The organism is Synechococcus sp. BDU 130192, assembly GCF_963876085.1.
Classification (GTDB): Bacteria; Cyanobacteriota; Cyanobacteriia; order Cyanobacteriales; family MRBY01; genus MRBY01.
This window is the reverse complement of record NZ_CAWNNO010000062.1, coordinates 115,555-141,013: the sequence shown is the minus strand read 5'-3', so window position 1 is coordinate 141,013 and position 25,459 is coordinate 115,555. Positions and strand designations below refer to the sequence as shown.

Sequence of the window (25,459 nt, the reverse complement as noted above, 5' to 3'; positions counted from 1 at the left end):
CGCGTTTTTGCCGCCTTTTTTCCGGGACAATGCGGGGCTACGGGATTTTTTGCTCACGGGGGATGCGGGCTGGCAGGTAATTGCGATCGCCTTTGTCGCCCATTTTTTCCTAAGCTTGATTGCCTATGGCTCCGGCGCACCGGGGGGACTATTTGCACCGACCCTCGTTTTAGGCACAGCCCTCGGTTATTTGGTGGGCACCTGTGCCGAGATCTTTGTGCCAGAGGCGACCCAATATACCTACGCCCTTGCGGGGATGGGGGCTTTTTTTACAGGGGTGGCGCGGGTGCCAGTGACCGCGATTGTAATTGTCTTTGAGCTGACCACGGATTTTAATTTAGTCCTCCCCTTAATGCTGGCTTCGGTGACAGCGCTCATCGTAGCCGAAAGCATTTTTAAAGGTTCGATCTACGAATATCTCCTGGAGGCCAGCGGCATTCACCTAGAGGAGGAAAAAAATCCCCAGGTGTTAACGGATCTCACCGCCGCTCAGGTGATGCAACCGGAAGTAGAAACCCTGGAAAGCCACCTCAACTTAAAGGATTTAGTCCCCATCCTGTCTGAATCGCCCCACCGGGGTTTTCCGGTTTTAAAACAAGGCAAGCTCGTCGGCATTGTCACCCAAGGGGATCTGGCCCAAATGGCGGCCCAGGGAAAGAATTTAACGGTGGCCCAGGTGATGCAACGCAAGGTGATTACGGTCTCTCCCCGGGCTTCCCTTAGTGATGTGTTGTACCTGCTCAATCGTTATCAAATTTCCCGCCTACCTGTCGTCGATAATGATCAGCTCCAGGGCATTATCACCCGGTCAGATATTATTCGCGCCGAAGCCCAGGAACTCCTTGGGAAAAGTCACCATGCGGTACAGCGCACGCCGTCCTATTGCGTTTATCAAACCCACACCAGCGACAATTACAAGCGCAAACTCTGGGTGGCGATCGCCAATCCCAATACCGCCGAAGCCCTCATCACCTTTGCGGCGGCCATTGCCAAGGAAAAAAATGCCATGGTCTATTGCCTCAATGTGGTGCAGGTGGCAGCAACCTATCCCCTCACCGATGCCCACATGAACACCTATCCAGAACGGCATCTGATGGAAAAACTCGAACGCCTTGGGGAGACATTAGGGATCTCAATCCACACCCAGGTGATCCTCGCCTACGATGTGGCCGGGGCCATTCTCCAGGAAATTTCGAACAAGGATCAGGGGTTAATCTTGGGTTGGCAAGGCGATCGCCACCCAGGGGGGCAACTCTTCGGGAGTGTAATGGAATATCTCGTGAAAAAAGTGCCCTGCGATGTGATTTTGGTGAAAACGAGCCACGCCCATCCCCTCCAATTTAAGGCTCAACCAGGCAAGATCCGCGCCCTCGTTCCCATTGCGGGTGGCCCCAACGCCGAACGCGCCCAGGAATTCATCCCGGCACTGTTGCACCTGTCCCCAGAGGTGGTGCGCTATTCCCTGCCGTCCCAAATTTGCCTCTGTCAGGTCTATCAACCCCAACAACGCCCCCAACATTTTCCGCTGCTCGTCCAGGCCAAGCGAGGCCTGGATCCCCTGGTCGAAATCCCCATTATTCCCCTACCTATTCGCTCGTCCCACATTGCTGACAGTTTAATCCGCTTAATCAAAGAAGAAACCTACGATCTGGTCATTCTGGGAGCCAGCCGAGAAAGCTTATTCCAAAAGGCGCTCCATGGGAATATCCCTGAGGCGATCGCCAAGGGGACAAACCGCACAGTGGTGATTATTCGGGGGGCCTTAGACATCACTGACCCCGAATGATCTTTCATTTTCTCGATCTACGACAGGCCCATCGTTAGGCGATCGCCTCCTTGAGGGACTCACAAAATTCTTTGACTGCCGCTAAACCTTCGGCGGGCGTTCCAGTTGCGAGGCGTTTGACCACCGCACTGCCGACGATGACGCCATCCGCGCCCCATTCTTTTAGCTGTTTCGCTTGAGCTGGATCCGAAACCCCGAAACCAACTCCGATGGGTTTATCGGTCACCTGACGTAACTTCGGCAACAGTTCCCCGACACGGCTGGCCACAGAGGTTCTCGCCCCCGTGACCCCCGTCACACTCACGAGGTAAATGAAACCCTGGGAGGCTTTGGCGATCGCCTCAATTCGCGCCGTGGGACTGGTGGGCGCGACCAATAAAATCAAATCAAGACCATGGCTCGTTGCTGCATCCAGCACCATCTGGGATTCCTCTAGGGGCAGATCCGGGATCACCAAACCTTTGACTCCCGCCGCTGCCACTTGGGCCATAAAAGCATCAATGCCCCGATAAAAAATCGGATTGTAATAGGTGAATAAAATAATCGGCGCTGTTAATTGCCCATGGACTCGTTGCACGATCGCTAAAACTTGCTCAAGGGTGACGCCTCGACTCAAGGCTCTAGTTGCTGCCGCTTGGATTGTCGGCCCATCGGCGAGGGGATCAGAATAGGGGACGCCGAGTTCAATAAAATCGGCCCCAGCTGCGTCTAAAATTTTGAGGGCGTGTTCTGTCGTTTCTAAATCTGGGTCACCCGCTGTAATGAAGGGAATCAGCGCACATTGGCCCGCCTGCTTGAGGGATCGGAAACGTTCAGAAACAGAGGTCATGATTTTGTTCGATAAAAACACACAAGGGGTTATTGTACGTCCCCAACTCCCCCTTCGGTAAAGATTACCGTTACTTTTTTGGCGAAGTTTGATCTTCCGTTGCTTCGAGTTCTGCCTGGAGTTGGGCTAATTCTTCTGGGCTCATCTCATCTAAGCGCCGCTGCAGGGCTGCTTCTTCGTAATCTCGCCGCTGTTGATGAAAGGTCATATTGCGGGTTCCTACCCGAAACAGATAGGTTCCCACCCAGACAAACACCACAATTACCAGCAATGCCTGGGACCAGATCCCCGCATCTAAACTTTCGAGGCCCGCAACTTTGAGGCCACCATAGAGTAGCCCACCCACGATGAAAATACCGAAACTGATGGCCAAGATATCAATGCGTCGCATGGTTTTAGGGGGAGAAGTTGGCAAGGATGGGAGAATTCATTCGGCAAAGCCTTAGACTTCGCGACGACGGGGGCGGAAATTCAGGAAAGGGCTTAGGAGTAGCATCCCAGGAAACAAAAAGAAAACGAAGAAATACATCACAAGTCGCTCGATGGAACTGGCGACATACCAACGGTTATTGAGATAAAAATAGAGACCAGCAGGTAAAACGAGCAGGTAGGTCACGCTGAGGCTGAGGTAAAGGGTGGCAATCAGGAGGGTTTCAACGGGAATATCAAAGGGCATGGGTTTGTGGTGGTGATGATTTGCTTGGGGATTATTTTATCCTAGTGCCCCAAGGGTCAAGCAAGGTGTGGTGATTTGAGAAATTATTTTTGTCTATGGCAAAGATAAAGAGAAGCTTTACCTTGAGGGATTTTTTCCGATACATTGCAGCTAGGCTAAATCCATCAGGGGAGTTTTAACATTGCAGGATCAGGTCGCAAAATCACCCAGAGCGCCTTGGAAGACTGGGTTACTTTTATTGGGGTTGTGGCTGGGAATTAATCTCGGCGATCGCCTGTGGTTATGGCTCGATCAAAGTGTACCTTCTTGGGATCATGCCGACTATCTCACGGAGAGTTTGGACTACGTTGCCGCATTTCGCCAATTCCCCGGCTGGGAGAATTTTTGGCGCTTATCCAATAAGATTCCTCCCTTCACCCATTTTATTGCGGCGCCATTTCAACTCATTTTTGGGCCGGGAAATGATCAAGCTCTGCTGATGAATCTGGTATTTAGCGGTGTTCTAATGCTGGTGGTTTACGGCATTGGCCAGCGATTATTTAATCGTTCGGTGGGTTTGTGGAGTGCGGCGATCGCCCTTTTAATGCCCCGCTTGACGTTTCCTCGACTCTACTATGTGACGGATTTTCCCCTTGCTGCTATCACGCCATTGGCATTTTGTTGTTTAACCTACTGGTATTTTGCGCAAACCCGTCGCGCCCAATGGCTCTGGGTAATAGGGTTTGGGATCAGTGCTGGGTGTGCCCTGATGACAAAACAAACCGCTCTCTTTTTTTTGTTTGTGCCGACAGGATTTTCCTTGGCCGCTCAACTCTGGCAGAAGCAATGGGCAAGGGTTCTACAACTTCTCTGCGGTCTGCTGCTCTCCCTTCCGATCTGGGGAATTTGGTATCGCACAAATTTTATCTACTTATTCAGTACCTATGAGCGCGCCAACGTCGCATCGGCAGCGAGGGAAGGAGATCCTCCACTAAATACCTTGGGGGCATGGGTTTACTATTGGTTGGATTTACCCCAGGCAATCGCCTGGATTCTGTTGCTGGTGCCCCTTGTTGGTATTGCGTTGCACTTACTACGTCGTTTTCCTACCCAAAACGCTAAATATCAACTTCCTGCAAGACAAAGTTTGTGTTGGTTAGGGATTTATTTTGGTGGTGCTTATTTGCTGCTATCAGCGATGTACAACAAAGATGGCCGCTATATCATGCCCTATCTGCCAATTGTGGCGGTTTTCTTGGGGTATGGCCTGACCCAGTGGCGCGGTAAATGGCAACCAGTGCGTTGGGGAACCGTGGGTTTAGCTGCAATCTTTTGGCTGATCCAATTGTTTCCTTTGCCAGTCATTGCGGGACTGGTGCCAGATCCTAATTATCCGGATCGGCAGACCTATCCCCACCCAGAAATTATCCAGGAAATTATTCAGGAAACTCCAGATTTAAGAAGTAACTTGGGGGTGATCCCTGGGGTGGCGATCGCTAATAATCACACGCTTAATTACTATGGTGCTCTACGGGATTTTCAGGTGTATGGGCGGAATTTAGGGAGTACTCCAGAACAGTTGGCTCAAGACAAAGAGTCCTTTGATTGGTTCCTCGCGAAAACAGGAGAGGACCCCCACCGCAACGCGGATCAGTTGGCCCTCGCGGCGAGTTTAGATACTGATCCTGAGTTTCTGCTCCAGGGGAGTTGGCCGCTGCCGGATCAAGATCAGTTAAAGCTCTATCACCGTCGCCAACCTTTGGTCTCTGTCGAAGCCGCTGATACCACTCAAAGTCCTGTGGCATTACAAAATGTGGCCGTCGCATCAGAGGCGATCGCCGGTCAACCTCTTCCGATTACCTACACTTGGTCGGGAAATCGGCAGGATTTAACCAAGGGTATGGCGTTACTCACCTGGTCAAACGGCGAACAGTTTTGGATCCAGGATCACCAGTTGGCCTTCGGGATGCTACGGGAGGATGCAGAGAACAAAGGCGATCGCCTCGAAATTATTGAACGTACCGCCACTTTACCGCCAGCAGATTTACCAACGGGCCTTTACACTTTGGCGGTTCAGTATCTCGATCCGGCTACTGGGGAAGCTCGCCCATTGGAGCAACCGACGGTCACTGTAGAAATTTTGCCGGCCACCGGTGAAGCCTTAACGCCAACGCAATTAGTGGCCTTAGATTGGTTAACCCAACTTCGGGAAATTGCCCCCCAACTTGGTGAAGGCATTGCGGGGTTAGAGCCATTATTTGCCCACGTGGAGCGATTAAATCAATATGATCCGGTGCAGGATTATTTACAGCAAGTAGAAGATAGTCTTGCCTATCGCCTCACACAAACGCTAGCCAACGCAACCAACCGCCCCCAACTACGGGATTGGTACTGGGCTAAAACCCTTGCCCATGCTCTCCAAGAGGAATCTCAGGCCACCATTGAGACCCTGACTCAACTGCAGCAACTGACCCCAGACGATCCCTGGGTGAATGCCTACATCGCTTTCGTCCATCTGTACCGTTGGGAACCCAGACAGGCGGAATTGGCCATTACACCAGTTTTAGACAAGCTAGGAGATATTCCAGAAATTCAGGCGATCGCCGGGGTGGCGGCGCTCCTCCAGGGGAAACTCTTCAAAGCCTGGTCAGTGGTGCAAACCCTCAAGGCCCAGGGCGTTTTGTAATCCATTGTCACTAGTTTTCGGGACGCAAAATAGCGGTGTGATACCTTGGGAAAAGATTTTGCGTTGGAACACGATAACCATGGCCGCACAAGTGGGACAATTGGCACCGGACTTTACCGCTACCGCCGTCATTGATCAAGAGTTCAAAACCATTAAGTTGTCCGACTATCGGGGGCAATATGTGGTGTTGTTTTTCTACCCGCTCGATTTCACTTTTGTCTGTCCAACAGAAGTAGGAGCCTTTAGTGATCGCCACGGGGAATTTCAAAAACTCAATACAGAAGTATTGGGCGTTTCCGTAGATAGTGAATTTGCGCACCTCGCCTGGATTCAAACAGACCGCAAAATGGGTGGCGTGGGCGATTTAGCCTTTCCTCTGGTGTCTGATTTAAACAAAACCATTAGCACGGCCTATGGCGTCCTCGAACCGGAAGCGGGGATCGCCCTGCGAGGACTTTTTATCATCGACCCGGAAGGAATGATCCAACACATCACCGTGAATAATTTTTCCTTTGGCCGCAGCCTTGACGAAACCCTGCGGGTACTCCAAGCGATTCAGCACGTCCAGACTAATCACAATGAAGTTTGTCCCGTCGATTGGCAAGTGGGCGATCGCACCATGGTGCCAAACCCAAGCGAAGCCCAGGCTTATTTCTCGACCCTCTAGGGAAAAACTGCAAGATTGACCACAAGAAAGGCTAAAGTGTGAAGGCACTTTGAAAGCGAACTTAGCACCATGCACCAAGGCGATCTAATTGAACTCTCCATCCATGACCTTAATAGCCAGGGGGCTGGGGTCGGTCGCCATGGGGATCAAGTTGTGTTTGTGCCGGATACGGTGCCAGGCGATCGCCTCCAGGTGCGGATCGTCCGTCTCAAGCGCCAATATGCCATCGGTCAACTGCAAAAAGTTTTAGAACCAGCCCCAGAGCGGCGGCGTCCCCCCTGCATCGTGGCGGACAAATGCGGCGGTTGTCAGTGGCTCCAGGTAGAAGATTCTCTACAACAACAGGTCAAAACCAACGAAATTCAACAGGCCCTCCAGCGCATCGGTGGTTTCCAGGATCTCGACATTCAGCCAATCCTGAGTGGTGATGGGCCATTGAGTTATCGCAATAAGGCCACCTATCCCCTGGGTCGTTCCAGCAGCATGGGCAATGTGCAAGCCGGGTATTACCGCAAAGGAAGCCACCAACTGATCAACCTCAACCAATGCCCAGTACAGGATTCGCGCCTCAATCCCCTCTTGGAAAATATCAAAATTGACATCCAAAACCAAGGCTGGTCGATCTACAACGAAACGAAACACCAGGGCAAATTACGCCACCTCGCCCTCCGCATTGGCCAGCGCACCGGGGAAATGCTGCTTACTTTGATCTCAACCAGTGCTGATCTGGTGAACCTAGAAACTCAAGCTGAAACCTGGCTCGAAGAATATCCCGGCCTCGTGGGAGTTTGTTTGAACGAAAATCCGAAAAAAGGCAACCTCATCTGGGGTGATACCACAAAGGCGATCGCCGGTCGTCCCTACCTCGAAGAAATCTTTGCGGGGCTAACCCTCAAGCTCCGGCCCGAAACTTTTTTCCAAGTCAACACCAGCGCCGCCGAAGCCCTCCTCGCGGCAATTACTCAACAGCTCACCTTTACGGGCGAAGAAATCCTCGTCGATGCCTACTGTGGTGTGGGAACCTTCACCTTGCCCCTAGCGAAAAAAGTCCAGCAGGCGATCGGCATCGAAGTTCAAGCGAGCTCTATCCAACAGGCCTGGGAAAATGCCCACCACAACGATATCCATAATGTGGAATTCCACGCTGGCACCGTGGAGTCAATTCTACCTAGTCTGGATGTCACCGCTGATATCGTGCTCCTTGATCCTCCCCGTAAAGGCTGCGATCGCCAAGTGCTCGATGCTCTCCTTCACAGCAAACCCAAGCAAATTGTTTATATCAGTTGTAATCCTGCAACCCTCGCCCGCGACCTCAAACACCTTTGTGCCACCCAACAGTACCAAATCCAGTGGGTGCAGCCCGCCGACTTCTTTCCCCAAACGCCCCATGTCGAATGCGCCGTTCTCTTGAATTTCGTGGAAACCTAAAATTTTTTGTATAATACAAGGCAGAAACCACGACAAGATCGTTCGGGATTCCCTACAGGCAAACAAACTATGTTGTGACCACTACTTTTTGGGTTTATGCCATAAGCTACCCCACTGAGCCCAGTTTTCCCCATTCATCCCTGCGCACATCCCCAAAGGAGCATTAACTGTGATCGCGATTTCATTGCCGCCGCTAAAATCCCATTGGACGACCCTCAGTTTTGCCTCTACCCTCTACTTAGTCCCGATTCTCGACCTTCTCCTAGACCGTATCCCCAGTGACTGGCGCTACGAAGTTCAACTCGGTCTCCAGGAAGCACTGATTAATGCGGCCAAACATGGTAATCGACTAGATCCCAGCAAAAAAGTCATTGTTCATTTCTACATGGGGGCAGAACAATGCTCATGGATTATTACCGATGAGGGTCAAGGCTTTGACCGTCAGGCTCAATGTTGTCAATTAAATGATGATCTCCTCCCCCCTGAAGAAGATGAATGTGGTCGTGGCCTCTGTTTGCTCTATCAAATTTTCGACCAAATTCACTGGAACGCCGCCGGTAATCAATTACGCCTAAGTAAACGCTTCAGTAGCGCCCCGGTGATCTCCCTAGACTCTGCACCGTCAATCCATTAAGCGGCCCCAGAAAGTCCTCAAAATTTTTCCAGATTTCTCTAGTGCAACCGCTAGCGCCCCTGTTTTATGGGGCTATTTAACTGTTATCTCTGGCTGGGCCATCACTTCCGTAATTCATCCCTAGCTTGCCGTTGCCGGATTAGTAGAGGAAGGGGGCGTACGACGGCTTGGGAAGGTTTTAGAAGATTCGGATTCGCCCATGGGCACGAATTCAATGTGATTGAGTAACGTTGTCACAAAGGCAAATAAGAGAAAGGGCAAAGATAAGACAACAACAAGGGCAACGGTGGCCAGGGCATAAACTTGCCGGGTTGCACTCCAAAGGGCAAGGGTGGTCGCAAGACTCAGAAAGATGACAATCAGCCAAACAATAATTTGCCCATAAATATCGCCAAAGGTTAGGGTGCAAACCATGCGGTATTTTTTGATTTCGTTATCCATCATCAATAATTAATTTTTAATTTTTATTTTTGTTTTTAGCCAAAGATGACTGATTGTAGTCAGCATCATGTTCTGGTTGTAAACGATTTATGAGAATAAATGGTCAAAGTTGCAACATCAATTAACAAAAAAAGCAACTAAAAGTTGAGTAAAAACACTTATCTGCAATGGTGTTTTGGCTAGAAATTTCCCGTAAAAAGATAAAGTCCCAGTTGTCGCTAGAAATGTTGCGCTAACCATGACATCAATCAGTAAAATATTAAGATTTGCTTTTATTTTTTCTGCTTTATTTGTGCCCAAATGTCTTTAGAGAACCAGACCCAAAAAGAAAGGCTATGTGCTGTGATACGGCAACTCCATACCCAGGGAAAATCACCGGCCACTTCGACGAATTATTCATTTTTGGACGAAGATCAAGTTATTTTTGTCTCCCGCAGTGGCGTTGATAAATCTCAATTTCAACCGGAGGATTTTATTGCGGTAGATACAATGGGTTTGCCGCTGCCCCCCAATGAAGGAATTAAGCCTTCGGCAGAAACTTTAATTCACTGCTTTATTTATCAGAACTTTCCGGGAATTACCTGTGTGTTGCATACCCATTCAGTGGCGGCAACGTTGTTGTCTGGGATATTTGCGGCGAAACAAGCTGTTACTTTTAGCGGCTATGAGGTAATTAAGGGCATTGCGGGTCAAACCACCCACGAAACGGCGATCGCCTTACCGATTTTCGCCAATGACCAAGACATGAAATCCTTTTGTCAACAACTCGCCCAGCGACAGGAGGAGTTAAATAATTACGGCTTTTTGATCGCAAAACATGGCCTCTATGCCTGGGGAGAAACCATGGCGATCGCCAAGCGTCATCTAGAGGTTTGGGAGTTCATGTTAGAATGCGAGCTTGAGCAATTGAAAATCACGCCCCCCTTGGCTGCCCGATGACGACGTTATATCAGACCGAATCGAAACAAACCCTGACCGACACCGCGACGATCAAAGATTTTTTAAAAAGCCATGGTATTTGGTTTGAGCAATGGGAAACGCCTGCCCAATTAACCCAGGAGGCGTCCCAAGCAGACATTCTCGCCGCCTATGCCGATGTGCTCGATCCTTTCATGGCGGCCAATGGTTACCAAAGCGCCGATGTGGTGAATATCCACAGTAGCATTGAAAACTACCAAGCGATCCGCGAAAAATTTCTCGCAGAACATACCCACTCCGAAGATGAAGTGCGCTTTTTTGTCGCGGGTCAGGGTTTATTTTGGTTTAACCTCGACGGTACCACCGTGTTTAATGTTTGTTGCGAAGCGGGCGATTTAATATCTGTCCCCCAAGGTACTAAGCACTGGTTTGATGCGGGGCCAGTGCCCAATGTGAAAGCCATTCGTATTTTCTCGGATACCGCAGGCTGGACGCCCCACTACACCGGATCCCAAGTTGAACAACAATACCGCGCCATTACCCTATGATTCAGTTTGTCTTGATGGACATCGAGGGCACAACCACCTCCGTGAGTTTTGTGTTTGATGTGTTGTTTCCTTACTTTCGGGACAATATCCAAAGCATTGCCAACCGGGCCGAGGAACCAGAAATTGCGGCAATCCTCAAGCAAGTACAAGATTTAATTCTTGCCGAAACCGGAATATCTCTCGATCAAACTGGGGCGATCGCCACATTACACCAATGGTCAATGGAAGACCGCAAAGTTCCTCCCTTGAAAGCAATGCAAGGATTTTTGTGGGAAGAGGGTTACAAAAATGGCGATTTCCGGGGCCATGTTTATCCAGATGTATTGCCCAAACTAAAAGAGTGGCAAAAAGAGGGCCTCCAGTTGGGGATTTATTCCTCTGGCTCGGTTAAGGCCCAAAAACTCCTGTTCGGCTACTCTGACTACGGCGACCTCACGGGCTACTTCAATTACTTCTTTGATCTCAAGGTCGGCCAAAAACGAGATGTGCAATCTTATCAGGCGATCGCCCAGGCCGTGCAACTGCCCCCTGAGGCAATCCTGTTTCTATCGGATGTCCCTGCCGAATTAGACGCCGCGATCCAAGCCGGATACCAAGCATGGCAACTCGTCCGCCCCGGAACAACTGCTTCTCCGACCCATCAGCAAGTTACGGACTTTGGGGCAATTACAAGCCTGCATTAAGGGGGTGCAGTGGGTGCATTGCTGGCATCGCTCAACATCGCAATTCTAACCTCAGCCCTAGCCATACCCCTCCAATCTTTTATCCCCCACGGGATTTATTCGGCTCCTTTGGCCTTTTTGATTTCTGCTTTGAGCTCTTCAATTTGGCGACGCAAACTGTCTAGATCACTTTCATCTTCGGCACTGACATCCACTGAACCAGTGCCTGCTTGGGCATAATGACCCTGCTTAATCCGTTGATATTCCTCAGAAGCTTCCCAGGTCTTGATAAAACTCAAGCGTTCCACCGGGAAAGGATGGCTTAAAAATGTTCCATTACCGCCGTTATAGATCAAAAACTTATAAATCTGGTTCAATTGATCCTGATCAAGTTCATCGTAATCCTGGGACTGTTGGGTAAACTCAGTCAAACTCATTTCGTGGCCGTATTTCGTACTACCGCCGGCGAGCTTCATCATGGTATGCAAAATGGGGTTGAGATCATCCATCACCAGGAGAGCGGCCCGATCCGCCGAAAGTTCTGCCTTCCGCCGCCATTCATAAAAAGCGTAAAGTAACCCTGTGGTGATGACATTACCGAGGCCAAGGGTGATTTCTCCCAGGAAAGAAGCTGCCCCCATGGCCCACATTGCCATTTGGATCAAGATCGTATGGTCGCATTTTATGTGGCCCAACTCGTGGGCCATTACCGTCCGTAACTCTGTTTCATCAAGTAAATCCATTAACCCCGTATTCACCACAATGTAAGGATGATCATGGCCGAGGGCATAGCTATTCACCATCGGATTTTGGTTGACATAAAGGGTCGGCTCTGGGGAAATATCCAAATCATGGACACATTCCCGAAACATGCCGTACAGGGTTGAATACTGACGAGGGCCAGCTTTGATATTGTTGCCCATTAAAAAAACCTGCTGGGGTCGTTCGTAGATATATTCCACAAAACGACTGGCCAACAGCTTAAAACCGGGCAGATTACGGAGGGCTTCTTCCGCTTGGCGATCGAGGGGATGACGAAAGGCTTCGCTAGAAATTCCGGGATAGGTCGGCATTAATACTTCCTTTACCGCTCTCAATCCATGGGAACGGCTTTGCTAGACAGTGGCTTTTTCTAACATTAGCTTAGATGACTTGATCGCGTCCGGAATTTCAATGGGATAGTGACCATCGAAGCAAGCAGTACAGAAACTAGAAGTGCGTTCGTTGGTGACATCCAGCATGCCCTCTTTGCTGAGGTAGGTCAGGGAATCAACTTCAATTTGTTTTTCGATTTCAGCCAAGGACTTTGTCGCGGCAATTAGTTGATCTTGGCTGTCGGTGTCGATGCCGTAGAAACAGGGATGGGTCACAGGGGGCGAAGAAATGCACATATGGACTTCGGCGGCCCCAGCTTGCCGGAGTGCCCGGACAATTTTACGGCTGGTAGTGCCGCGCACAATGGAGTCGTCCACGATGATAATTCGTTTACCTTGGAGGACATCTTTTAGGGGGTTGAGCTTCATGCGGATCCCTACTTCCCGCATGTGCTGGGTCGGTTGAATAAAGGTACGGCCTACGTAGCGGTTTTTAATGAGTCCTTCCCCAAAGGGAATCCCAGAGGCACGGGAAAAACCGATGGCAGCGGGAATGCCAGAGTCAGGAACGCCCATGACGAGATCGGCTTCAATGTTGGATTCTTTGGCCAATTGCGCCCCCAGGCGGAGACGGTAACTAAAGAGGGTTTCGTCGTGGACAATGCTATCGGGACGGGCAAAGTAGATCATCTCGAAAACGCAGAGCTTCCGGTCTGGTTTTTCAGACCACTGCTGGGCAGCTAGGCCAGATTCGGTGATCCAGACCATTTCGCCTGGTTCGACGTCCCGCAGATAGTCCGCACCAATGATGTCGAGGGCGCAGGTTTCAGAGGCTAGGACATAACGGGTGCTGCCATCTTCCTCGGTGAGAGTTCCAATGACAAGGGGACGAACCCCCTGGGGATCCCGCGCACCAATAATGCCGTCCGGGGTGCCGATGACTAGGCTATAGGCACCGGAGCAGAGATTAAAGGCTGCGATCGCCGCTTCAGTCCAATCCTTCCCCTGATCGACATAGATGGCGATCGCCTTAGCGATCATTTCTGAGTCTGTGGTCGTCTGAAAATCTAGACCATCGGCAAGGGACAACAACTTATCCTTCAGCTCGATGGTGTTTACCAGGTTGCCGTTGTGGGCGAGGGCCAAAGTCCCCAGGCGAGTTTCTTCAAGGGCAGGCTGGGCATTGCACTTATGGCTAGAGCCAGTTGTGGAGTAGCGGTTGTGGCCCACAGCCCAAACCCCAGGTAGTTCCTGCAGTTTTTCTTCGCTAAAGACTTGGGAAACAAGGCCCATACCTTTGTGCACGTGCATCTGCGTACCGTCAAAGGTCGCGATCCCTGCGGATTCTTGCCCCCGATGTTGGAGCGCAAAGAGTCCGAAATATGCCAGTTTTGCCACTTCTTCCGTTGGGGCATAGATGCCGAAAACACCACAGTATTCCTTGGGTTTGTCGGGGAGATCGTTGGCATAGACAGTTTGAGGGACAGTCATCCTACAGGTTGCACTCCTAGTTAGTGGGTGAAAAAGAGTAAGGAAATTCAGCGGTTACGATGGCTACAATACCACGTCAATGAATGCCTTGAGGGACAAAATCCACAAAGGCTTTAACCCCACTTAATCTCGTTTTAAGGGTCGCGGCATGATTAATGGGGGCAAAGGAAGAAAATATTCCTTGGGTAAGTTTATTTTAGGCCAGAATTTTGCTATGCGGGGATCAAAGTTTCGCAGCGATCCCTAAAGTCGTTGCTGGAGGCTGCGACCATGGGTATCTGTGCCGCAGGTGAGCCATAGATTGTGCTGATGGCCGAGGGCAGCCACCACCGGGGTATGTTTTTGGCTAGGCACCCAGGGTTTCGGGTTGTCGTAGGCGTAATAGGCTTCTACACCATCAATGTTAAGGGATGCGGCTGCCGGAATTAACTCCGTGGCAGGACGACGATAACGGGCGGGATGCGCCAGAACAGCTAACCCTCCAGCGGCATGAATCGCGTCAATAATTACTGCTGCTGCGGCGCGATCGCCCTCTGGAATTTCCCGGTTAAAGTAAGGGGCGATCGCACTGTGATCGGGGTTAAACCCATAGGCGAGGATATGTACCGTGGTATCAAGGAGGATGCCGTTAATTTCGATGCCCGTCCAGAGGTGGGGCAAGGGTCGTGTCGTCTCGTTCTGCTGTCGGCTGAGGTAGCCTTGGGCCTGTTGGTAACCTTGGAGCGTGTGGTGGTCAGTGATCGCAAAGCCTTTTAGACCGATGGCGATCGCCTGGTCAACAATTTCTGTTGGGGTGAGCTGACCATCGGAACAGACCGAATGCATGTGGAAGTTGTATTGATTGGGGCAACTGGTTGCCGTTAGACTGCGCCAAGCCTTTTCGAGCGCTTGCAAATCTTGAGCCGCACTTGGAACAGACAAAGTAGAAGTCATGGCGAAGGCGATCTTTGGCGATCGCAGATTTAAAGGGCGAGCGGGATGGTAATAAAAGGGTAAAGAAAACCTGAAAAAAAGATTAGATATTGCAAATTGTTACAAACAAGATAGCAAAGATTTTTGCCCTTGGGCAGCACCATTAAAAAATCCCCCCGTGTCCTCAACGACCCGGAGAGAAAGAACCCGATCTGCATTGCCGAAAATTTAAGCAAACAAGAGCCAGGTGAAGCCGAGAAAATAAAGCTTAGGAAATCCCCGCATGACCCATCGCAAGGCCTGCCACCAGCATCCCCAACACCAAAAAAGGCTGGGCACTGGCTTGGTATTTCACATCATTTTTCAGGGGATCCCGCAGGAAATACATATCTTGGAAGGTAATTTGGGGAATCACAAGCAGCAAGAGAATCGTGGCATATAACTGTTCGTGGATACTGACCAGGTAACCCGCAATGCCCACCTGAAAAATATCAATCATCAGCACACAAATCCAAGCTGCAGTTCCGACTCCAAACATGACCGGGAGAGATTTTAAACCCAGTTGGCGATCGCCTTCGACGCTCTTGAAATCATTTACAACAGCAATCCCTAGACCCGCAAAACTATAGATCAAGGTCACCACCATCACCGTCGGCGTCAACGTCCCAAACAGCGCGTGGCCAGCCCACCAAGGCAGCGCAATATAACTCGCTCCCAAGGCATAGTTCCCAAGCCAACCATTTTGTTTCAGCTTCAGCGGCGGCGCAGAGTAGATATAAGCAATGAAGCAGCCCACTACCGTTAAGACCAACATCACGGGGAAATCATGGCCCGCCCAACGGTCGAGGAGATAGCTCAAACCGATGCCAGAACCCAGGAGTCCGAGAATTTGCGTCACTACCTGGGGTACAGAAATTGCCCCCGAAGGAATAGGACGGTAGGGTTCATTGATCGCATCAATCTCCCGGTCATAGAAATCATTAAGGGTTTGGGTATAGCCCGTGAGTAAAGGCCCTGACAACAACATACAGGTCATGGCCTTGAGAAAATCTTCGACTCCCCACACATAGCCACCGGAGGATGCTGCCCCGCAAACAACCCCCCAGATCAGCGGAATCCAGGTGATGGGTTTCATCAATTGCAGGCGAATTTTCCAGATGGAGGTTTCCCCCCCAGCGGCGCCTTTCATGCCGAGGAGTTGGCGAGCCTTAGAACCCTGTTCCTCTGGGGCTGTGGCTGGTTTTGTGTCTGGATTAGGCGTTTCTGTCATGGCGTCTGGATTGGAATATTTTGTACAGAAAAAGAGCGTAAAGGAAAACCACTCGTCATTGGGCATATTACGCCGCAAGGGGTTTATTTTAACCTAGTCCCCGGTGGGATTTTGCCAATGGGTGAGCCTTGGCTCAAAAAGCTCAAAACACCGTTATGCTGAACATGACCGTCTCTAATGAAATTTACGCAAGCAATAACTGATGCAAGATACTGTGATTGTGCCCCTGGATGTGCCGGATCTCCCTGCGGCGATCGCCTTAGTCGAGAGCTTACCGGAGGTCACTTTCTGGAAAGTGGGCCTAGAATTGTTTGTCGCCACTGGGCCGGATATTTTGCGCTACCTCAAAGACCAGGGCAAACGCATTTTTCTTGATCTCAAATTCCATGACATTCCCAATACCGTTGCTGGTGCCTGCCGTTCGGCGCGGGCTTATGGGGTCGACCTATTGACCATCCACGGTGCTGCCGGGGCGATCGCCTTAACGGCTGCCAAAGAAGCCCTCGGAGATTCTCCGACTAAACTGATTGCGATTACTGTCCTCACCAGCATTAGTCCAGACCAGTTGCGGGACGATTTGCAAGTGGATCTGCCCCTCGATGCCTTTGCCCAACACATGGCAAACCTGGCCCAAGGCGCTGGGTTAGATGGGGCGGTGTGTTCCCCCCAGGAAGTGGCGATGCTGCGGCAATGTTGCGGTCAAGATTTTACCTTGGTTTGTCCAGGGGTGCGGCCCACCTGGGCTCAATCAGGGGATCAACAGCGGGTCATGACTCCCCAGGCGGCAATCCAACAGGGAGCAAATCACCTTGTCATTGGCCGACCGATCACCCAGGCCGCAGATCCCCAAGCGGCTTGGCAGAAAATTCAAGCAGAGTTGGCGATCGCCTAAATCATTCACCCCAGCAAATCCAGAGACGGAAGACTAAAGATACAATGGCTTAAGTATTCCTGCTTACATTTAGGATTGATTTCACACTAATTACCTATGGTTAGCTTATCGGCAGTCAAAACCTCCATTGAAACCCATCTTTCCGGAGCCCAAGTGTTCGTGAAAGATCTCACCGGTGGCGGCGATCACCTAGAGGCCATCGTCGTTTCCCCCGACTTTGCAGGTCAATCCCGGGTACGCCAACACCAAATGGTCTATGCTGCCCTCAAGGAGGATTTAGCCTCAGAAGCGATCCATGCTTTAGCCCTGCGGACTTTCACCCCGGAGAAATGGGCAGAAGTGGGTCAACCCACTTAAACGGTCGGGGAAACAATGTTTTCCTGAACCCTTGTCAACCCATACTATGAGGAAAAATAAATGTCTTTAACCCCTGAAACCCGCGAAAAAATTGATCAATTGGTCAACAGCAGCAAAATTTTTGTGTTCATGAAGGGCAGTAAGCTAATGCCCCAATGTGGCTTTTCTAACAACGTTGTGCAAATTTTTAACAGTCTCGGCGTTGAATATCAGACCTTTGATGTTCTAGAAGACTACGATGTGCGCCAAGGCATTAAGGAATATTCCAACTGGCCGACGATTCCCCAGGTCTATGTCAATGGAGAATTTGTTGGTGGTTCCGACATCATGATCGAGCTTTACAACTCAAAAGAACTCCATGAGATGCTTGAGGTCGCCCTCGCGTCCTAGGGCGATCGCCTGTTCGAAAACGAAAAATAACTTTGGGAAACAGCGTCACTTATCTGTGAAATCAGAGACTGTTTCCCTACATTCTGGCCGTCTCAGATAGGCCAAAAATCCCCAGGTTATGCTTAGCCCCGATCTCTATAAGCGCCTACTACGAGGGGAGAAGCTTGCTGCCGAGCTCCCCCCGCTATGTGCCGGTCACCGCCGTTACATCACCGTTTCTGGTGTCAAAAGTATACCTACCAAGCATCCCAACTTTGATAGGGTTCCCTGGCTTTTTCGGGTCAGTGGCTACGAATTACGAGAAGAGCTGCTTGATGAGTATCCTGGCCTAGAAAGTCTTCGGGATTTCCAGAGTGAAGTGGTTGGGGAGGATCACCTTGAAGCAACGGTTGAACGCCTTGCCGGTCAGGCCGTGACCCTACAATCTGCTTCCATTGTTGATGCTCCCTGGTAAAAACAACGCCCCAGGGACAAAAATTCCCTTGCCCCGACGGCAGCTTTAGTAATAAAAATCTGTTTCCGTTTGGGTTTGGGGGTAGGCCATCTCAAAATTGGATGGATCCCGCAGAAAACGAAAAACTTCTTCTTCTAAGCGGTGAATCTTATACACTTCAAGGGCTCCCGTGTGGTGAAGACAGGCAATATAACCGTCCATGTATTGACGAATATCTTCATAACGGTTGCCTCTGCGCCACAGTTCTACCATGGCGTCCGTTAAGCGTTGATAGTAGCGGATGGTGAGACTGTCTTGGAGCATAGTCACGGAAGATTTAAAAAACAGTAGATGAGTCTGGGTACAGAGGGAAACGGTTATTGTGTCACCTGATACCTGTTTCTCTTGGCCCTATTTTAGCGATTTTTGTGAATTGGCGCTGATTTTTTTCCTTTTTAAAGGAGATCTCGGCTCTTCGCGCAACAATAAAAACCCCCTTCAAATACCCTAATTGCCGATAATTTTTCTTAAAACAATATTAAGTTTTACCAACAAAAAAATAAAAGTATTTCCCAAAATTAATTTTTACACCACGGGGGCGATCGCCGTTATTTTTTTGCCGAACAACACCAGTAAAAAAGCATGGTTGCCCATGCTAAGTTTTTTGCCATCAATTTTTTGTTTTTAAAGCCATTTCTTTGTCGGCCAGAGAGTTAATCCCGACTATTGGGGATGAATCTCAGAATAGGTCGTTGGCAGCGGGGCGATCGCCGTTGGTACTTTTTGGGCCACACATTCCAACGAAAAAGATTTTTCGAGCAATACCAGATCCGTTGTGGGTTCCCAACTGTCTTCAAAAATAGGGAGTGCAAAGGGACAGCTTGTCCAGTCCCCTGCCGCAAACGTTTCGAAGCGTTTACAGATGCCGCCACGACGCCCTTCAGCCTGAAAACAACGACAATGCTTACAAGTGGAGACTGAGCAACTTTGCGGTTTCATAAACGCTCCCCTAGGGACCCCATGTCATAAAAATTTTATTTATGTTTTCATTATGTGACTGTTACCCAGATCACCAGATCCCCTGAAGCTTAATCCCTGCCCTTGATTAACCCGGATCAAGGCACAATTAAAGTTTGTTTTTTTTTTATATTTGATGTTTCAACTTCTTAACAGTAATTTTAAATAGGTATATGTGCCTGTAACCCCCTAAGATATGGCAAAAACGCAGTCAATTCACTATGGGGATCATTTAACAATCAAGATGTTTTTTCTCTGTATTCCCCCAGAAAAATAAAATAAGCCAGTGATTACGTCCAAAAAACCTTGGCGATCGTCAAATTTTTACTGAACATTTCAGAATTCCCACAGCTCAACAGTCGCGATTCCGGCGCTTTGCTTTATTCCCTGCAAAAAGTAAGTTAGGGATCATCCTCAGGGGGAGCATTTTCTGGCTCGGTAGAAGTTTCCGGGGCCGAAGATTCAGGGGGAAGGCCCAAACCTAAGGGTTGTTGTTCCTGCCAAACCTGCACAATGCAAAAGCTACAAACCTGCCACCGTTTTAGTTCCCCAGGGGGCGTCGCCCTTTGGCAACGGGGACAGGTAGGTAACCCAGCGAAGAGTTGCTGTTGGGTTTCGGCCCAGTGGCGCGCGGCTTCGAGGGGATCTTGATTTGTTTGACGAGTATCCGGGCGCTGGGGTTGGTCTGGACGAGGGGGGATCTGGCTCGGATGGGGGAGATTTGGGTCGGCGGCCAGGGGGGAATAGGCAGGCCGTCGGTGCCAATGGACGGTAGAAAACCGGAGATCCTTCAGGGGAGGGTTTAGTTGGGCATTAAGCTGGGCTAACAGGCGGCGGCGCTGGAGATTCAGATGCTGTGACCAGGTGTGATTGGGGGTGGCGACCCACAAAACGTCATCAATGATCCGAATGGGATGACTGTTAGCCAGGCTTTTTTTCGGCAGGATCTTTTGCCAACGCTTATTAACGGCGGTGAAACGTTTTTGGTGCGCCCAGGCGGGTTGGTCGAGCAGATGGTTGAGGAGGTGATCGATGGATTGAAATCCCATGGGTCGTCGGGGAATACAGGGCAAGGGAAAATAGCGAAAGGGCGATCGCCTTTTGTCTGTTACTACCACATTACCTCTGGGGAGAGAGAACGATAAAATATGGGGCAAGTCTTTGGGGTTTGTTCACGATGGCTCGTTCTTCCCAACGGTCTCGCACCACCGAAAAAGTCCTTGATGTCAAAACATGCATTGCCCAGAGTCATTATGGTCTTTTGGGCCTATCACCGACGGCATCGCCGCTAGAAATCCGCCAACGTTACCGGGAACTCAGCAAGCAGTTTCACCCCGATACGACGGTTTTACCGGAAGCGGAAGCCACGGCAAAGTTTCAGCGTCTCAATGAAGCCTACGGCATTTTAAGCAGTCCGGAGCGGCGATCGCTTTACGATTTGCAGATTGGCTTTTCTCGCTATAGTGTGATCCAACCTTTGCAAAATGAGCAGGGAGAGCGTGGTTATTCAAATTCTGCCTATCTCGATCCGACGGATCGGCCCCTCTCGGCGGGAGAAATTTTCGCGCTTTTTATTATGAGTTTAACTTTTGTCGGTTGTGTATTGTTGGCGATCGCCCTAGGGATTAGCCGCCAAGACCTAAATCTAGAGGGATTGTTTTAGGGTTTCAGTGCAGTTGTCACCAAAAAGAAATTGGTAGACTGAACTGTGGCCTTTTGAGCCAAGCCAATCACCCTCTACCAAAACCATGTCCACAATGCCTTCCCTTGATAGCCCCCTCTACAACCATCCCCTCCCCAAAATTGAGCAGTGGCTCCGGGAGATGGGCTGCGAGCAAGATCCCCAAAATCTCCACTGTTGGACAGTCGGCTGTCCTGGTTGGCAAGCAGAAATTCGCCTCGAAATCGAAGAGCTGGCAGTGTCCTACCTCAAAGCAGGGGCCGATGGTTCTGACATTGAGCGTTCGTTTAAATATTCCCTCAGCCGTCGAGATATTGAAGCTGCTGTTTTTTCAGGGCCTTAAGGGTTTCTGGTTGCAAATCCGGGAGAGTAATGATTTCCAGAAAGCCTTCCTGGGCCTGGGGTGGCGCGGCTTCGAGATCATGAATCATTTTTTCGATAATTTCTGGGGGAACCTGGCGCGATCGCCTTTGGTTACGGGCCAAGCAAACCTCTAAAGGACAAGCTAAATACCAAGCCAACCAATCCATGGGCGGGCATTTTTCTAAAAAATCTAATCGCCAGGGTTGATGGCAGTTGGTGGCATCATAAATGACAGGTTTTCCCTGGGCGATCGCCTGGTGTAGCCGCCGTAGCACAATCGCCTCAATGGTGGGCCAATCCCCTTGAATCCCTGGGTCGCCGTACAATTGCGACCGAATCCCATCGGTAGAAATTAAGCAAGCCTGGGGCATAGTTTGGAGTAACCACCGGGCAAAGGTAGATTTGCCAGAACCAGGGGCACCAATGAGAAAATGCGATGGGGGTTGTGCCGAGGAAAACACAATCAGTTTGAACTCATGTTTTGCGTAATATCGACGAATTAACGGAGATAGATGAAGACTTTTGCTGAGATGACAATGGGACGCTGGCTCGCCTGCGGGGGCTTGGCACTCTTGATTTTTTTTATGTTTTTGCCGCCGAGTTATTACCTCATGGCCGCCTTCCCTTGGATCTTACTCTGGCAGGGGGGATTCTTACTGTTGGGCCTTGCCCTCTTGGTGATGCTCCGGAAATTTGAGCTGCCTTTTCGTCCCCTAGGCTATGGTTTGGATTGGGGCATTTTAGCGGTGGCGATCGCCTGCGGACTATCCACTATATTTGCGCCGTTTAAAGGGGTTGCTCTGTTGAATCTCGTCACTGTTTCCGGGTATGGCGTTGTCCTCTACGGTCTCCGGAACCTTGGCGGCCTAGGTGTTTGGACTTGGCAAAATCAATGGCGGGGCCTTGTGGGGCTGGGCTTTGGGATCAGTTTCGTGAGCCTCATTGGTTGGTTAATGGCTAATGGTGAGCTAGAACGCAACTCCATTCCCCTGGGCCATCACAACTTTATGGCGGCCTATTTCTGCCTTGTGTTGCCGATGATCTTGAGCTTTGCCCTTGCCCACCGGGGAAAACTGCGGGGTCTACTCTTGGTGCTAAGCACTCCCCTGCTTTATCTCCTCTACACTTGTTCTTCCCGGGGTGGCTTTGTGGGGTTATTTTTGTGGGCGATCGCCACCATCGCCTTCGTTATTGGCCGCACAAAAGGAAAAAAACGTTTAATCTCCGGCACCATTGCCCTATTTCTGTTGGGGATCATGGTGACAGCGGGGTTACAACACCCCCGGGTGCAGCGGCTGATTCAAATTAATCTCAACGATGGCCTCCCAACGGTGCAGTTCCAGGTGGATGGGGAAACCGAAGACCGCTTGTTTATGTGGCAGGCGGGCTTAAATATTTTGCGAGATCGCCCTTTAACGGGGGTCGGCCCTGGGAATATGTCCCGGGAATATAACCTCTACCGTCCGATCAATGTCGGCTCCGGCGCCGCCCACATCCAACAACTCCACAGCAATCCGATCCAACTCCTGGGAGAACTGGGTTTAATCGGTGGGGTGGCGATCGCCTTTTTCTTGGTGCAGCTAATTCGGCTCGGTCATCGTATCCATCACCACACAGATAACCCGCAAATTAAACGCTTACTCTACGGCTTGGGGGGCGGTTGGTTTGCCTACGCCATGGCGACCCTCACCGATTACCAATTAGAAAATATCCCGATCAGTCTTACCCTAACTTTAACGATTGTGCTGCTACTGAGCGTTGCGGATCAGGTTTTACACGAAGCCACTCCCCAACCTTTACCCATTCCCGAACGCCGTTTGTGGAGCTTAGGAAGCCTCGCTGGTTTTCTGGGAGCCTTGTTAGTTGCTGTGCCCTACAGTGCTGGGATGTATCTTTTTTCACGGGGGCAGACCCTCTGGGCCAATGGGCAACCGGAAGCGGCCTTTACCGCAGTGAACCGCGCCTATGCCCTCAATGGCTGGAATGTGAACTATCCCCTCCGCTTGGGCCTGTGGCTGTGGGGAACGCGCCAGGCAACGGATAACCCAGAAAGCAACCAACAAACCACAGAACTGGCGGCGGAATATTTTCTCGATGCCCACTCCCTGATCCCCAACGACTACTATGCCAACGTTAACACAGGGGTTGTGCTGCGGGAATTAGATCCAAGCTTGGCGCAACCATACTTTGAACGGGCTATCCAGTTGTTATCACGGGAGGCAGAACCCACCTATTTTCTCCTCGGTCAAACCTACCTCCAGACCGATCAACGGGAAAAGGCGATCGCCGCCTTTGCGCTCCAGGGCTTAGTTGACCCCAATATCATGACCCTCGGCCAATGGGAACAAGAACCCTTTGCGGCGGTGCGGGTGGAGGCTGTCGAGGCGTCCCTCGCCTTGTACCAGGATCTACTTGAACGCCTTGATCCCCAGGATCCCTACATCATCACCCTCCAGGAACGGATGGCTTGGTTGGCTTGGTGGCATAGTCTGCCGATTCCCCACCGAGATCATCTCGGTCAGTTTTCACCAATGGTGCAGGCATTGATTTTAGGCGATCGCCAACCCGAACAAGCCCTGGAAATCATCGACCAACAAATTGCCCAAAACCCGGACAATAATACCCGTTGGCTCATTCTCAAGGCCTGGTTTCAGCCGGATTTTAATCTGAATCTAAACCTCAAACAAGCCGATGCAGAAGACTCCCAAACCTATCTCCTGACCTCCCGCCGTGCCGAAGGGGTGACGCTCCAGACATGGCTGAAGCAGATTGCCGAACTTGCCAAACCCGTCGGTAGTGAACGCCTAGCCTCTCGACTGCTTTACCGTAGTGAGGATTTTGAAGCGGTGGATACGGTGTTGCGTCCCGATGATCTCCAGACGTTTCGTCTCCTGTCACTGTTGGGGCTGGGAAGTGGTTATCCCCGCACGTTCCCGGTTTTAGATCAGCTGATCAACGATGTCCGTACCGAGGCGTTGGGCCTGCCTCACCCCACTGAAAACAATTTCCAACTCAGGGAACAATAAATTTCACGGTCAACATTTAAGCGCAATTTAAAAATTTCATGGGTAATGCATCAAAAAATTGGCTGCTGGGCCTTGATCGCCAGATCTGGATCCTCGCCGCAGGCCGACTCCTTTCCCAGATTGGCACCGGGTTCACTGCCTTTTATGCGCCAATCTTTTTCGTAAATCAGGTGGGCCTATCAGCTACCCAGGTGGGCCTTGCCCTAGGGAGTGCCTCGGTTTCGGGGGTTGTGGGCCGTTTTTTAGGGGGAACAGGGGCGGATAATCCAGCCTGGGGACGAAAAAAAACGCTGCTGGCCGCCGCAGGGGTTTCGGCGATCGCCGATGTGGCTTTGGCAACGGCAGATACGTTTTGGCTGTTGGTGTTGGGAAATTTGTTAATGGGGCTGGGGATCGGTTTGTATTGGCCTGCGACAGAAACAGTGGTGGCAGATTTAACCAGCGGTAGTCAGCGCAATGAAGCCTTTGCCTTGGTGCGCCTGGCGGATAACATTGGCCTCGGTACAGGGGTGATGCTGGGGGGCTTGATCATTGCGACGATTCAAAATTATCGTTTGCTTTTTGTGCTTGATGGCATCAGTTTTGTGGTGTTTTTTGGGGTGATCTGGGTGGCGATCGCCGAAACCTACCAAAGCCACGAAGATGTCCAAGCCGACGGCAATAGCTGGTTAACGGCCCTCCAGGATCAACGGCTGGTAATTTACATGGCCGTCAATGTGATGTTTACGCTGTATATCGCCCAGATCCAAAGTACAGCGCCCCTATACCTCACGAATTTCATTGAATTTTCGCCCCAGGTGATTAGTGGGCTGTTTGCCTGGCATATCGTGTTTGCTTCCGTCTGTCAGTTGCCCATTGCCCGGCGTTTAAATGGCTTGAGCCGACCCCATGCCCTGATGGTTTCTCTCCTGTTGTGGGGAATAGGCTTTACGGTGATGTGGGGGGCTGGCATGGGCGCGATTCCGGCATTGGTGGGGGCGATCGCCAGTTTGGGGATTTTAGCCCTAGCCACCGATGCCTATACCCCAGCCGCTTCTGCTTTAGTGGTTGATCTCGCCCCAGCTTCCCAACGGGGTGTTTACCTCGCACTGAATTCCCAATGTTGGGCGATTGGTTATTTAATTGGGCCACCGATCGGCGGTTGGGCCTTGGATCAGGTGCCGGCGATCGCCCATGGATTTTGGCTGGCGGGGGCAGTGAGTATTGTTCCTTGTCTGTTGACCTTGCGGTACCTCGAAACCCTTATCACCCACAAAAAAACGGAGGGTTAACTCCGTTC

General features: G+C 50.7%; 28 protein-coding genes. 16 read left to right on the top strand and 12 right to left on the bottom strand.

Annotated features, from left to right (window positions below; translation table 11 throughout):
• Positions 1-1,786 (top strand): chloride channel protein (locus AACT35_RS15790; protein ID WP_099237820.1); only part of this gene is annotated, 1,786 nt, incomplete at its 5' end.
• A gap of 34 nt (positions 1,787-1,820) precedes the next feature.
• Here the strand turns inward: AACT35_RS15790 and trpA are convergent.
• The 3 genes from trpA to ndhL form a co-directional block, all read right to left on the bottom strand.
• Positions 1,821-2,615, bottom strand: coding sequence for a tryptophan synthase subunit alpha (gene trpA / locus AACT35_RS15785; RefSeq protein WP_099237808.1), 795 nt, complete (start codon positions 2,613-2,615; stop codon positions 1,821-1,823).
• A 70-nt stretch (positions 2,616-2,685) separates the two neighbouring features.
• Complete coding sequence (locus tag AACT35_RS15780; protein WP_030005830.1) at positions 2,686-3,006, bottom strand: DUF3007 family protein; 321 nt, start codon at positions 3,004-3,006, stop codon at positions 2,686-2,688.
• 51 nt (positions 3,007-3,057) lie between these two features.
• A complete protein-coding gene (gene ndhL / locus AACT35_RS15775; RefSeq protein ID WP_012306191.1) occupies positions 3,058-3,291 on the bottom strand; it encodes an NAD(P)H-quinone oxidoreductase subunit L in 234 nt (77 codons plus the stop codon).
• A 181-nt stretch (positions 3,292-3,472) separates the two neighbouring features.
• Between ndhL and AACT35_RS15770 the strand changes: the two genes are divergently transcribed.
• The 4 genes from AACT35_RS15770 (at position 3,473) to AACT35_RS15755 (ending at position 8,685) form a co-directional block, all read left to right on the top strand.
• The gene (locus tag AACT35_RS15770) at positions 3,473-5,956 is read left to right on the top strand and encodes an ArnT family glycosyltransferase (protein WP_099237806.1); all 2,484 of its coding nucleotides are present in this window, start codon (positions 3,473-3,475) and stop codon (positions 5,954-5,956) included.
• A gap of 79 nt (positions 5,957-6,035) precedes the next feature.
• Positions 6,036-6,623, top strand: a complete 588-nt coding sequence (locus AACT35_RS15765; RefSeq protein ID WP_030005827.1) for a peroxiredoxin — start codon at positions 6,036-6,038, stop codon at positions 6,621-6,623.
• Positions 6,624-6,692: 69 nt separating this feature from the next.
• A complete protein-coding gene (gene rlmD / locus AACT35_RS15760; protein WP_099237804.1) occupies positions 6,693-8,051 on the top strand; it encodes a 23S rRNA (uracil(1939)-C(5))-methyltransferase RlmD in 1,359 nt (452 codons plus the stop codon).
• Between the two features lie 169 nt (positions 8,052-8,220).
• Positions 8,221-8,685 carry an ATP-binding protein gene (locus AACT35_RS15755; RefSeq protein WP_012306187.1) on the top strand — a complete coding sequence of 155 codons (465 nt, stop codon included), beginning with the start codon at positions 8,221-8,223 and terminating at the stop codon, positions 8,683-8,685.
• A gap of 120 nt (positions 8,686-8,805) precedes the next feature.
• On the opposite strand, the gene AACT35_RS15750 is transcribed toward AACT35_RS15755, so the two are convergent.
• Positions 8,806-9,126 carry a hypothetical protein gene (locus AACT35_RS15750; protein WP_012306186.1) on the bottom strand — a complete coding sequence of 107 codons (321 nt, stop codon included), beginning with the start codon at positions 9,124-9,126 and terminating at the stop codon, positions 8,806-8,808.
• 300 nt (positions 9,127-9,426) lie between these two features.
• Here AACT35_RS15750 and AACT35_RS15745 point away from each other — a divergent pair, with 300 nt between their 5' ends.
• Genes AACT35_RS15745 through mtnC form a run of 3 tightly spaced genes read left to right on the top strand, consistent with a single transcriptional unit; the run spans position 9,427 to position 11,275 of the window.
• Positions 9,427-10,065, top strand: a complete 639-nt coding sequence (locus tag AACT35_RS15745; RefSeq protein ID WP_099237802.1) for a methylthioribulose 1-phosphate dehydratase — start codon at positions 9,427-9,429, stop codon at positions 10,063-10,065.
• Positions 10,062-10,592 carry a 1,2-dihydroxy-3-keto-5-methylthiopentene dioxygenase gene (locus tag AACT35_RS15740; protein WP_099237800.1) on the top strand — a complete coding sequence of 177 codons (531 nt, stop codon included), beginning with the start codon at positions 10,062-10,064 and terminating at the stop codon, positions 10,590-10,592. Before AACT35_RS15745 ends, AACT35_RS15740 begins: the two co-directional genes overlap by 4 nt.
• Positions 10,589-11,275: an acireductone synthase gene (gene mtnC, locus AACT35_RS15735; RefSeq protein ID WP_065710121.1), complete on the top strand. Its 687-nt coding sequence runs from the start codon at positions 10,589-10,591 to the stop codon at positions 11,273-11,275. The genes AACT35_RS15740 and mtnC overlap by 4 nt, the downstream gene beginning before the upstream one ends.
• A 95-nt stretch (positions 11,276-11,370) precedes the next feature.
• On the opposite strand, the gene AACT35_RS15730 is transcribed toward mtnC, so the two are convergent.
• The 4 genes from AACT35_RS15730 to chlG form a co-directional block, all read right to left on the bottom strand.
• A complete protein-coding gene (locus AACT35_RS15730; protein ID WP_065710120.1) occupies positions 11,371-12,327 on the bottom strand; it encodes a M48 family metallopeptidase in 957 nt (318 codons plus the stop codon).
• Between the two features lie 42 nt (positions 12,328-12,369).
• A complete protein-coding gene (gene purF, locus AACT35_RS15725) occupies positions 12,370-13,839 on the bottom strand; it encodes an amidophosphoribosyltransferase (RefSeq protein WP_099237798.1) in 1,470 nt (489 codons plus the stop codon).
• Between the two features lie 243 nt (positions 13,840-14,082).
• Complete coding sequence (locus AACT35_RS15720) at positions 14,083-14,772, bottom strand: PHP domain-containing protein (RefSeq protein WP_099237796.1); 690 nt, start codon at positions 14,770-14,772, stop codon at positions 14,083-14,085.
• Between the two features lie 247 nt (positions 14,773-15,019).
• A complete protein-coding gene (chlG, locus tag AACT35_RS15715) occupies positions 15,020-16,021 on the bottom strand; it encodes a chlorophyll synthase ChlG (protein WP_062436474.1) in 1,002 nt (333 codons plus the stop codon).
• A gap of 202 nt (positions 16,022-16,223) precedes the next feature.
• Here chlG and pyrF point away from each other — a divergent pair, with 202 nt between their 5' ends.
• The 4 genes from pyrF (at position 16,224) to AACT35_RS15695 (ending at position 18,114) form a co-directional block, all read left to right on the top strand.
• Positions 16,224-16,913, top strand: a complete 690-nt coding sequence (pyrF, locus tag AACT35_RS15710; protein ID WP_012306178.1) for an orotidine-5'-phosphate decarboxylase — start codon at positions 16,224-16,226, stop codon at positions 16,911-16,913.
• A gap of 96 nt (positions 16,914-17,009) precedes the next feature.
• On the top strand, positions 17,010-17,270 hold the full coding sequence (locus AACT35_RS15705) for a BolA family protein (protein ID WP_012306177.1): 261 nt from the start codon (positions 17,010-17,012) through the stop codon (positions 17,268-17,270).
• A 60-nt stretch (positions 17,271-17,330) separates the two neighbouring features.
• Positions 17,331-17,660, top strand: a complete 330-nt coding sequence (gene grxD, locus AACT35_RS15700) for a Grx4 family monothiol glutaredoxin (protein ID WP_012306176.1) — start codon at positions 17,331-17,333, stop codon at positions 17,658-17,660.
• Between the two features lie 118 nt (positions 17,661-17,778).
• Positions 17,779-18,114, top strand: a complete 336-nt coding sequence (locus tag AACT35_RS15695; protein WP_065710115.1) for a hypothetical protein — start codon at positions 17,779-17,781, stop codon at positions 18,112-18,114.
• 45 nt (positions 18,115-18,159) lie between these two features.
• On the opposite strand, the gene AACT35_RS15690 is transcribed toward AACT35_RS15695, so the two are convergent.
• The 3 genes from AACT35_RS15690 to AACT35_RS15680 all read right to left on the bottom strand — a co-directional run bounded on the left by AACT35_RS15690 (position 18,160) and on the right by AACT35_RS15680 (position 20,228).
• Positions 18,160-18,417, bottom strand: coding sequence for a DUF6761 family protein (locus tag AACT35_RS15690; RefSeq protein WP_012306174.1), 258 nt, complete (start codon positions 18,415-18,417; stop codon positions 18,160-18,162).
• A gap of 399 nt (positions 18,418-18,816) precedes the next feature.
• Entirely contained in the window at positions 18,817-19,092 is a 276-nt protein-coding gene (locus tag AACT35_RS15685; protein WP_062432330.1) for a hypothetical protein, read from the bottom strand.
• 419 nt (positions 19,093-19,511) lie between these two features.
• A complete protein-coding gene (locus tag AACT35_RS15680; RefSeq protein WP_143596754.1) occupies positions 19,512-20,228 on the bottom strand; it encodes a DciA family protein in 717 nt (238 codons plus the stop codon).
• Between the two features lie 59 nt (positions 20,229-20,287).
• On the opposite strand from AACT35_RS15680, the gene AACT35_RS15675 reads away from it, so the two are divergent.
• Both AACT35_RS15675 and AACT35_RS15670 read left to right on the top strand, forming a co-directional pair.
• Positions 20,288-20,773 (top strand): J domain-containing protein, encoded by a 486-nt coding sequence (locus AACT35_RS15675; protein ID WP_099237791.1) that lies wholly within the window; start codon positions 20,288-20,290, stop codon positions 20,771-20,773.
• An 85-nt stretch (positions 20,774-20,858) separates the two neighbouring features.
• Positions 20,859-21,134, top strand: a complete 276-nt coding sequence (locus AACT35_RS15670; RefSeq protein ID WP_099237789.1) for a DUF3143 domain-containing protein — start codon at positions 20,859-20,861, stop codon at positions 21,132-21,134.
• Here the strand turns inward: AACT35_RS15670 and AACT35_RS15665 are convergent.
• Positions 21,091-21,615 (bottom strand): AAA family ATPase, encoded by a 525-nt coding sequence (locus tag AACT35_RS15665; RefSeq protein WP_099237787.1) that lies wholly within the window; start codon positions 21,613-21,615, stop codon positions 21,091-21,093. The genes AACT35_RS15670 and AACT35_RS15665 overlap by 44 nt on opposite strands.
• Positions 21,616-21,666: 51 nt before the next feature.
• Between AACT35_RS15665 and AACT35_RS15660 the strand changes: the two genes are divergently transcribed.
• Positions 21,667-24,180 (top strand): O-antigen ligase family protein, encoded by a 2,514-nt coding sequence (locus AACT35_RS15660; RefSeq protein WP_099237785.1) that lies wholly within the window; start codon positions 21,667-21,669, stop codon positions 24,178-24,180.
• Between the two features lie 38 nt (positions 24,181-24,218).
• Positions 24,219-25,451, top strand: coding sequence for an MDR family MFS transporter (locus AACT35_RS15655; RefSeq protein ID WP_099237782.1), 1,233 nt, complete (start codon positions 24,219-24,221; stop codon positions 25,449-25,451).
• Positions 25,452-25,459: the final 8 nt, after the last annotated feature.

What these genes read in the sequence shown, in the direction of transcription:
- pyrF (WP_012306178.1), top strand. Translation starts at nt 16,224, where the DNA reads ATGCAAGATACTGTGATTGTGCCCCTGGATGTGCCGGATCTCCCTGCG.
- grxD (WP_012306176.1), top strand. Translation starts at nt 17,331, where the DNA reads ATGTCTTTAACCCCTGAAACCCGCGAAAAAATTGATCAATTGGTCAAC.
- trpA (WP_099237808.1), bottom strand. Translation starts at nt 2,615, where the DNA reads ATGACCTCTGTTTCTGAACGTTTCCGATCCCTCAAGCAGGCGGGCCAA.
- AACT35_RS15695 (WP_065710115.1), top strand. Translation starts at nt 17,779, where the DNA reads ATGCTTAGCCCCGATCTCTATAAGCGCCTACTACGAGGGGAGAAGCTT.
- AACT35_RS15740 (WP_099237800.1), top strand. Translation starts at nt 10,062, where the DNA reads ATGACGACGTTATATCAGACCGAATCGAAACAAACCCTGACCGACACC.
- AACT35_RS15730 (WP_065710120.1), bottom strand. Translation starts at nt 12,327, where the DNA reads ATGCCGACCTATCCCGGAATTTCTAGCGAAGCCTTTCGTCATCCCCTC.
- purF (WP_099237798.1), bottom strand. Translation starts at nt 13,839, where the DNA reads ATGACTGTCCCTCAAACTGTCTATGCCAACGATCTCCCCGACAAACCC.
- AACT35_RS15675 (WP_099237791.1), top strand. Translation starts at nt 20,288, where the DNA reads ATGGCTCGTTCTTCCCAACGGTCTCGCACCACCGAAAAAGTCCTTGAT.
- AACT35_RS15670 (WP_099237789.1), top strand. Translation starts at nt 20,859, where the DNA reads ATGTCCACAATGCCTTCCCTTGATAGCCCCCTCTACAACCATCCCCTC.
- ndhL (WP_012306191.1), bottom strand. Translation starts at nt 3,291, where the DNA reads ATGCCCTTTGATATTCCCGTTGAAACCCTCCTGATTGCCACCCTTTAC.
- AACT35_RS15655 (WP_099237782.1), top strand. Translation starts at nt 24,219, where the DNA reads ATGGGTAATGCATCAAAAAATTGGCTGCTGGGCCTTGATCGCCAGATC.
- AACT35_RS15705 (WP_012306177.1), top strand. Translation starts at nt 17,010, where the DNA reads ATGGTTAGCTTATCGGCAGTCAAAACCTCCATTGAAACCCATCTTTCC.
- mtnC (WP_065710121.1), top strand. Translation starts at nt 10,589, where the DNA reads ATGATTCAGTTTGTCTTGATGGACATCGAGGGCACAACCACCTCCGTG.
- AACT35_RS15720 (WP_099237796.1), bottom strand. Translation starts at nt 14,772, where the DNA reads ATGACTTCTACTTTGTCTGTTCCAAGTGCGGCTCAAGATTTGCAAGCG.
- rlmD (WP_099237804.1), top strand. Translation starts at nt 6,693, where the DNA reads ATGCACCAAGGCGATCTAATTGAACTCTCCATCCATGACCTTAATAGC.
- AACT35_RS15745 (WP_099237802.1), top strand. Translation starts at nt 9,427, where the DNA reads ATGTCTTTAGAGAACCAGACCCAAAAAGAAAGGCTATGTGCTGTGATA.
- AACT35_RS15765 (WP_030005827.1), top strand. Translation starts at nt 6,036, where the DNA reads ATGGCCGCACAAGTGGGACAATTGGCACCGGACTTTACCGCTACCGCC.
- AACT35_RS15780 (WP_030005830.1), bottom strand. Translation starts at nt 3,006, where the DNA reads ATGCGACGCATTGATATCTTGGCCATCAGTTTCGGTATTTTCATCGTG.
- AACT35_RS15685 (WP_062432330.1), bottom strand. Translation starts at nt 19,092, where the DNA reads ATGAAACCGCAAAGTTGCTCAGTCTCCACTTGTAAGCATTGTCGTTGT.
- AACT35_RS15690 (WP_012306174.1), bottom strand. Translation starts at nt 18,417, where the DNA reads ATGCTCCAAGACAGTCTCACCATCCGCTACTATCAACGCTTAACGGAC.
- chlG (WP_062436474.1), bottom strand. Translation starts at nt 16,021, where the DNA reads ATGACAGAAACGCCTAATCCAGACACAAAACCAGCCACAGCCCCAGAG.
- AACT35_RS15660 (WP_099237785.1), top strand. Translation starts at nt 21,667, where the DNA reads ATGAAGACTTTTGCTGAGATGACAATGGGACGCTGGCTCGCCTGCGGG.
- AACT35_RS15750 (WP_012306186.1), bottom strand. Translation starts at nt 9,126, where the DNA reads ATGGATAACGAAATCAAAAAATACCGCATGGTTTGCACCCTAACCTTT.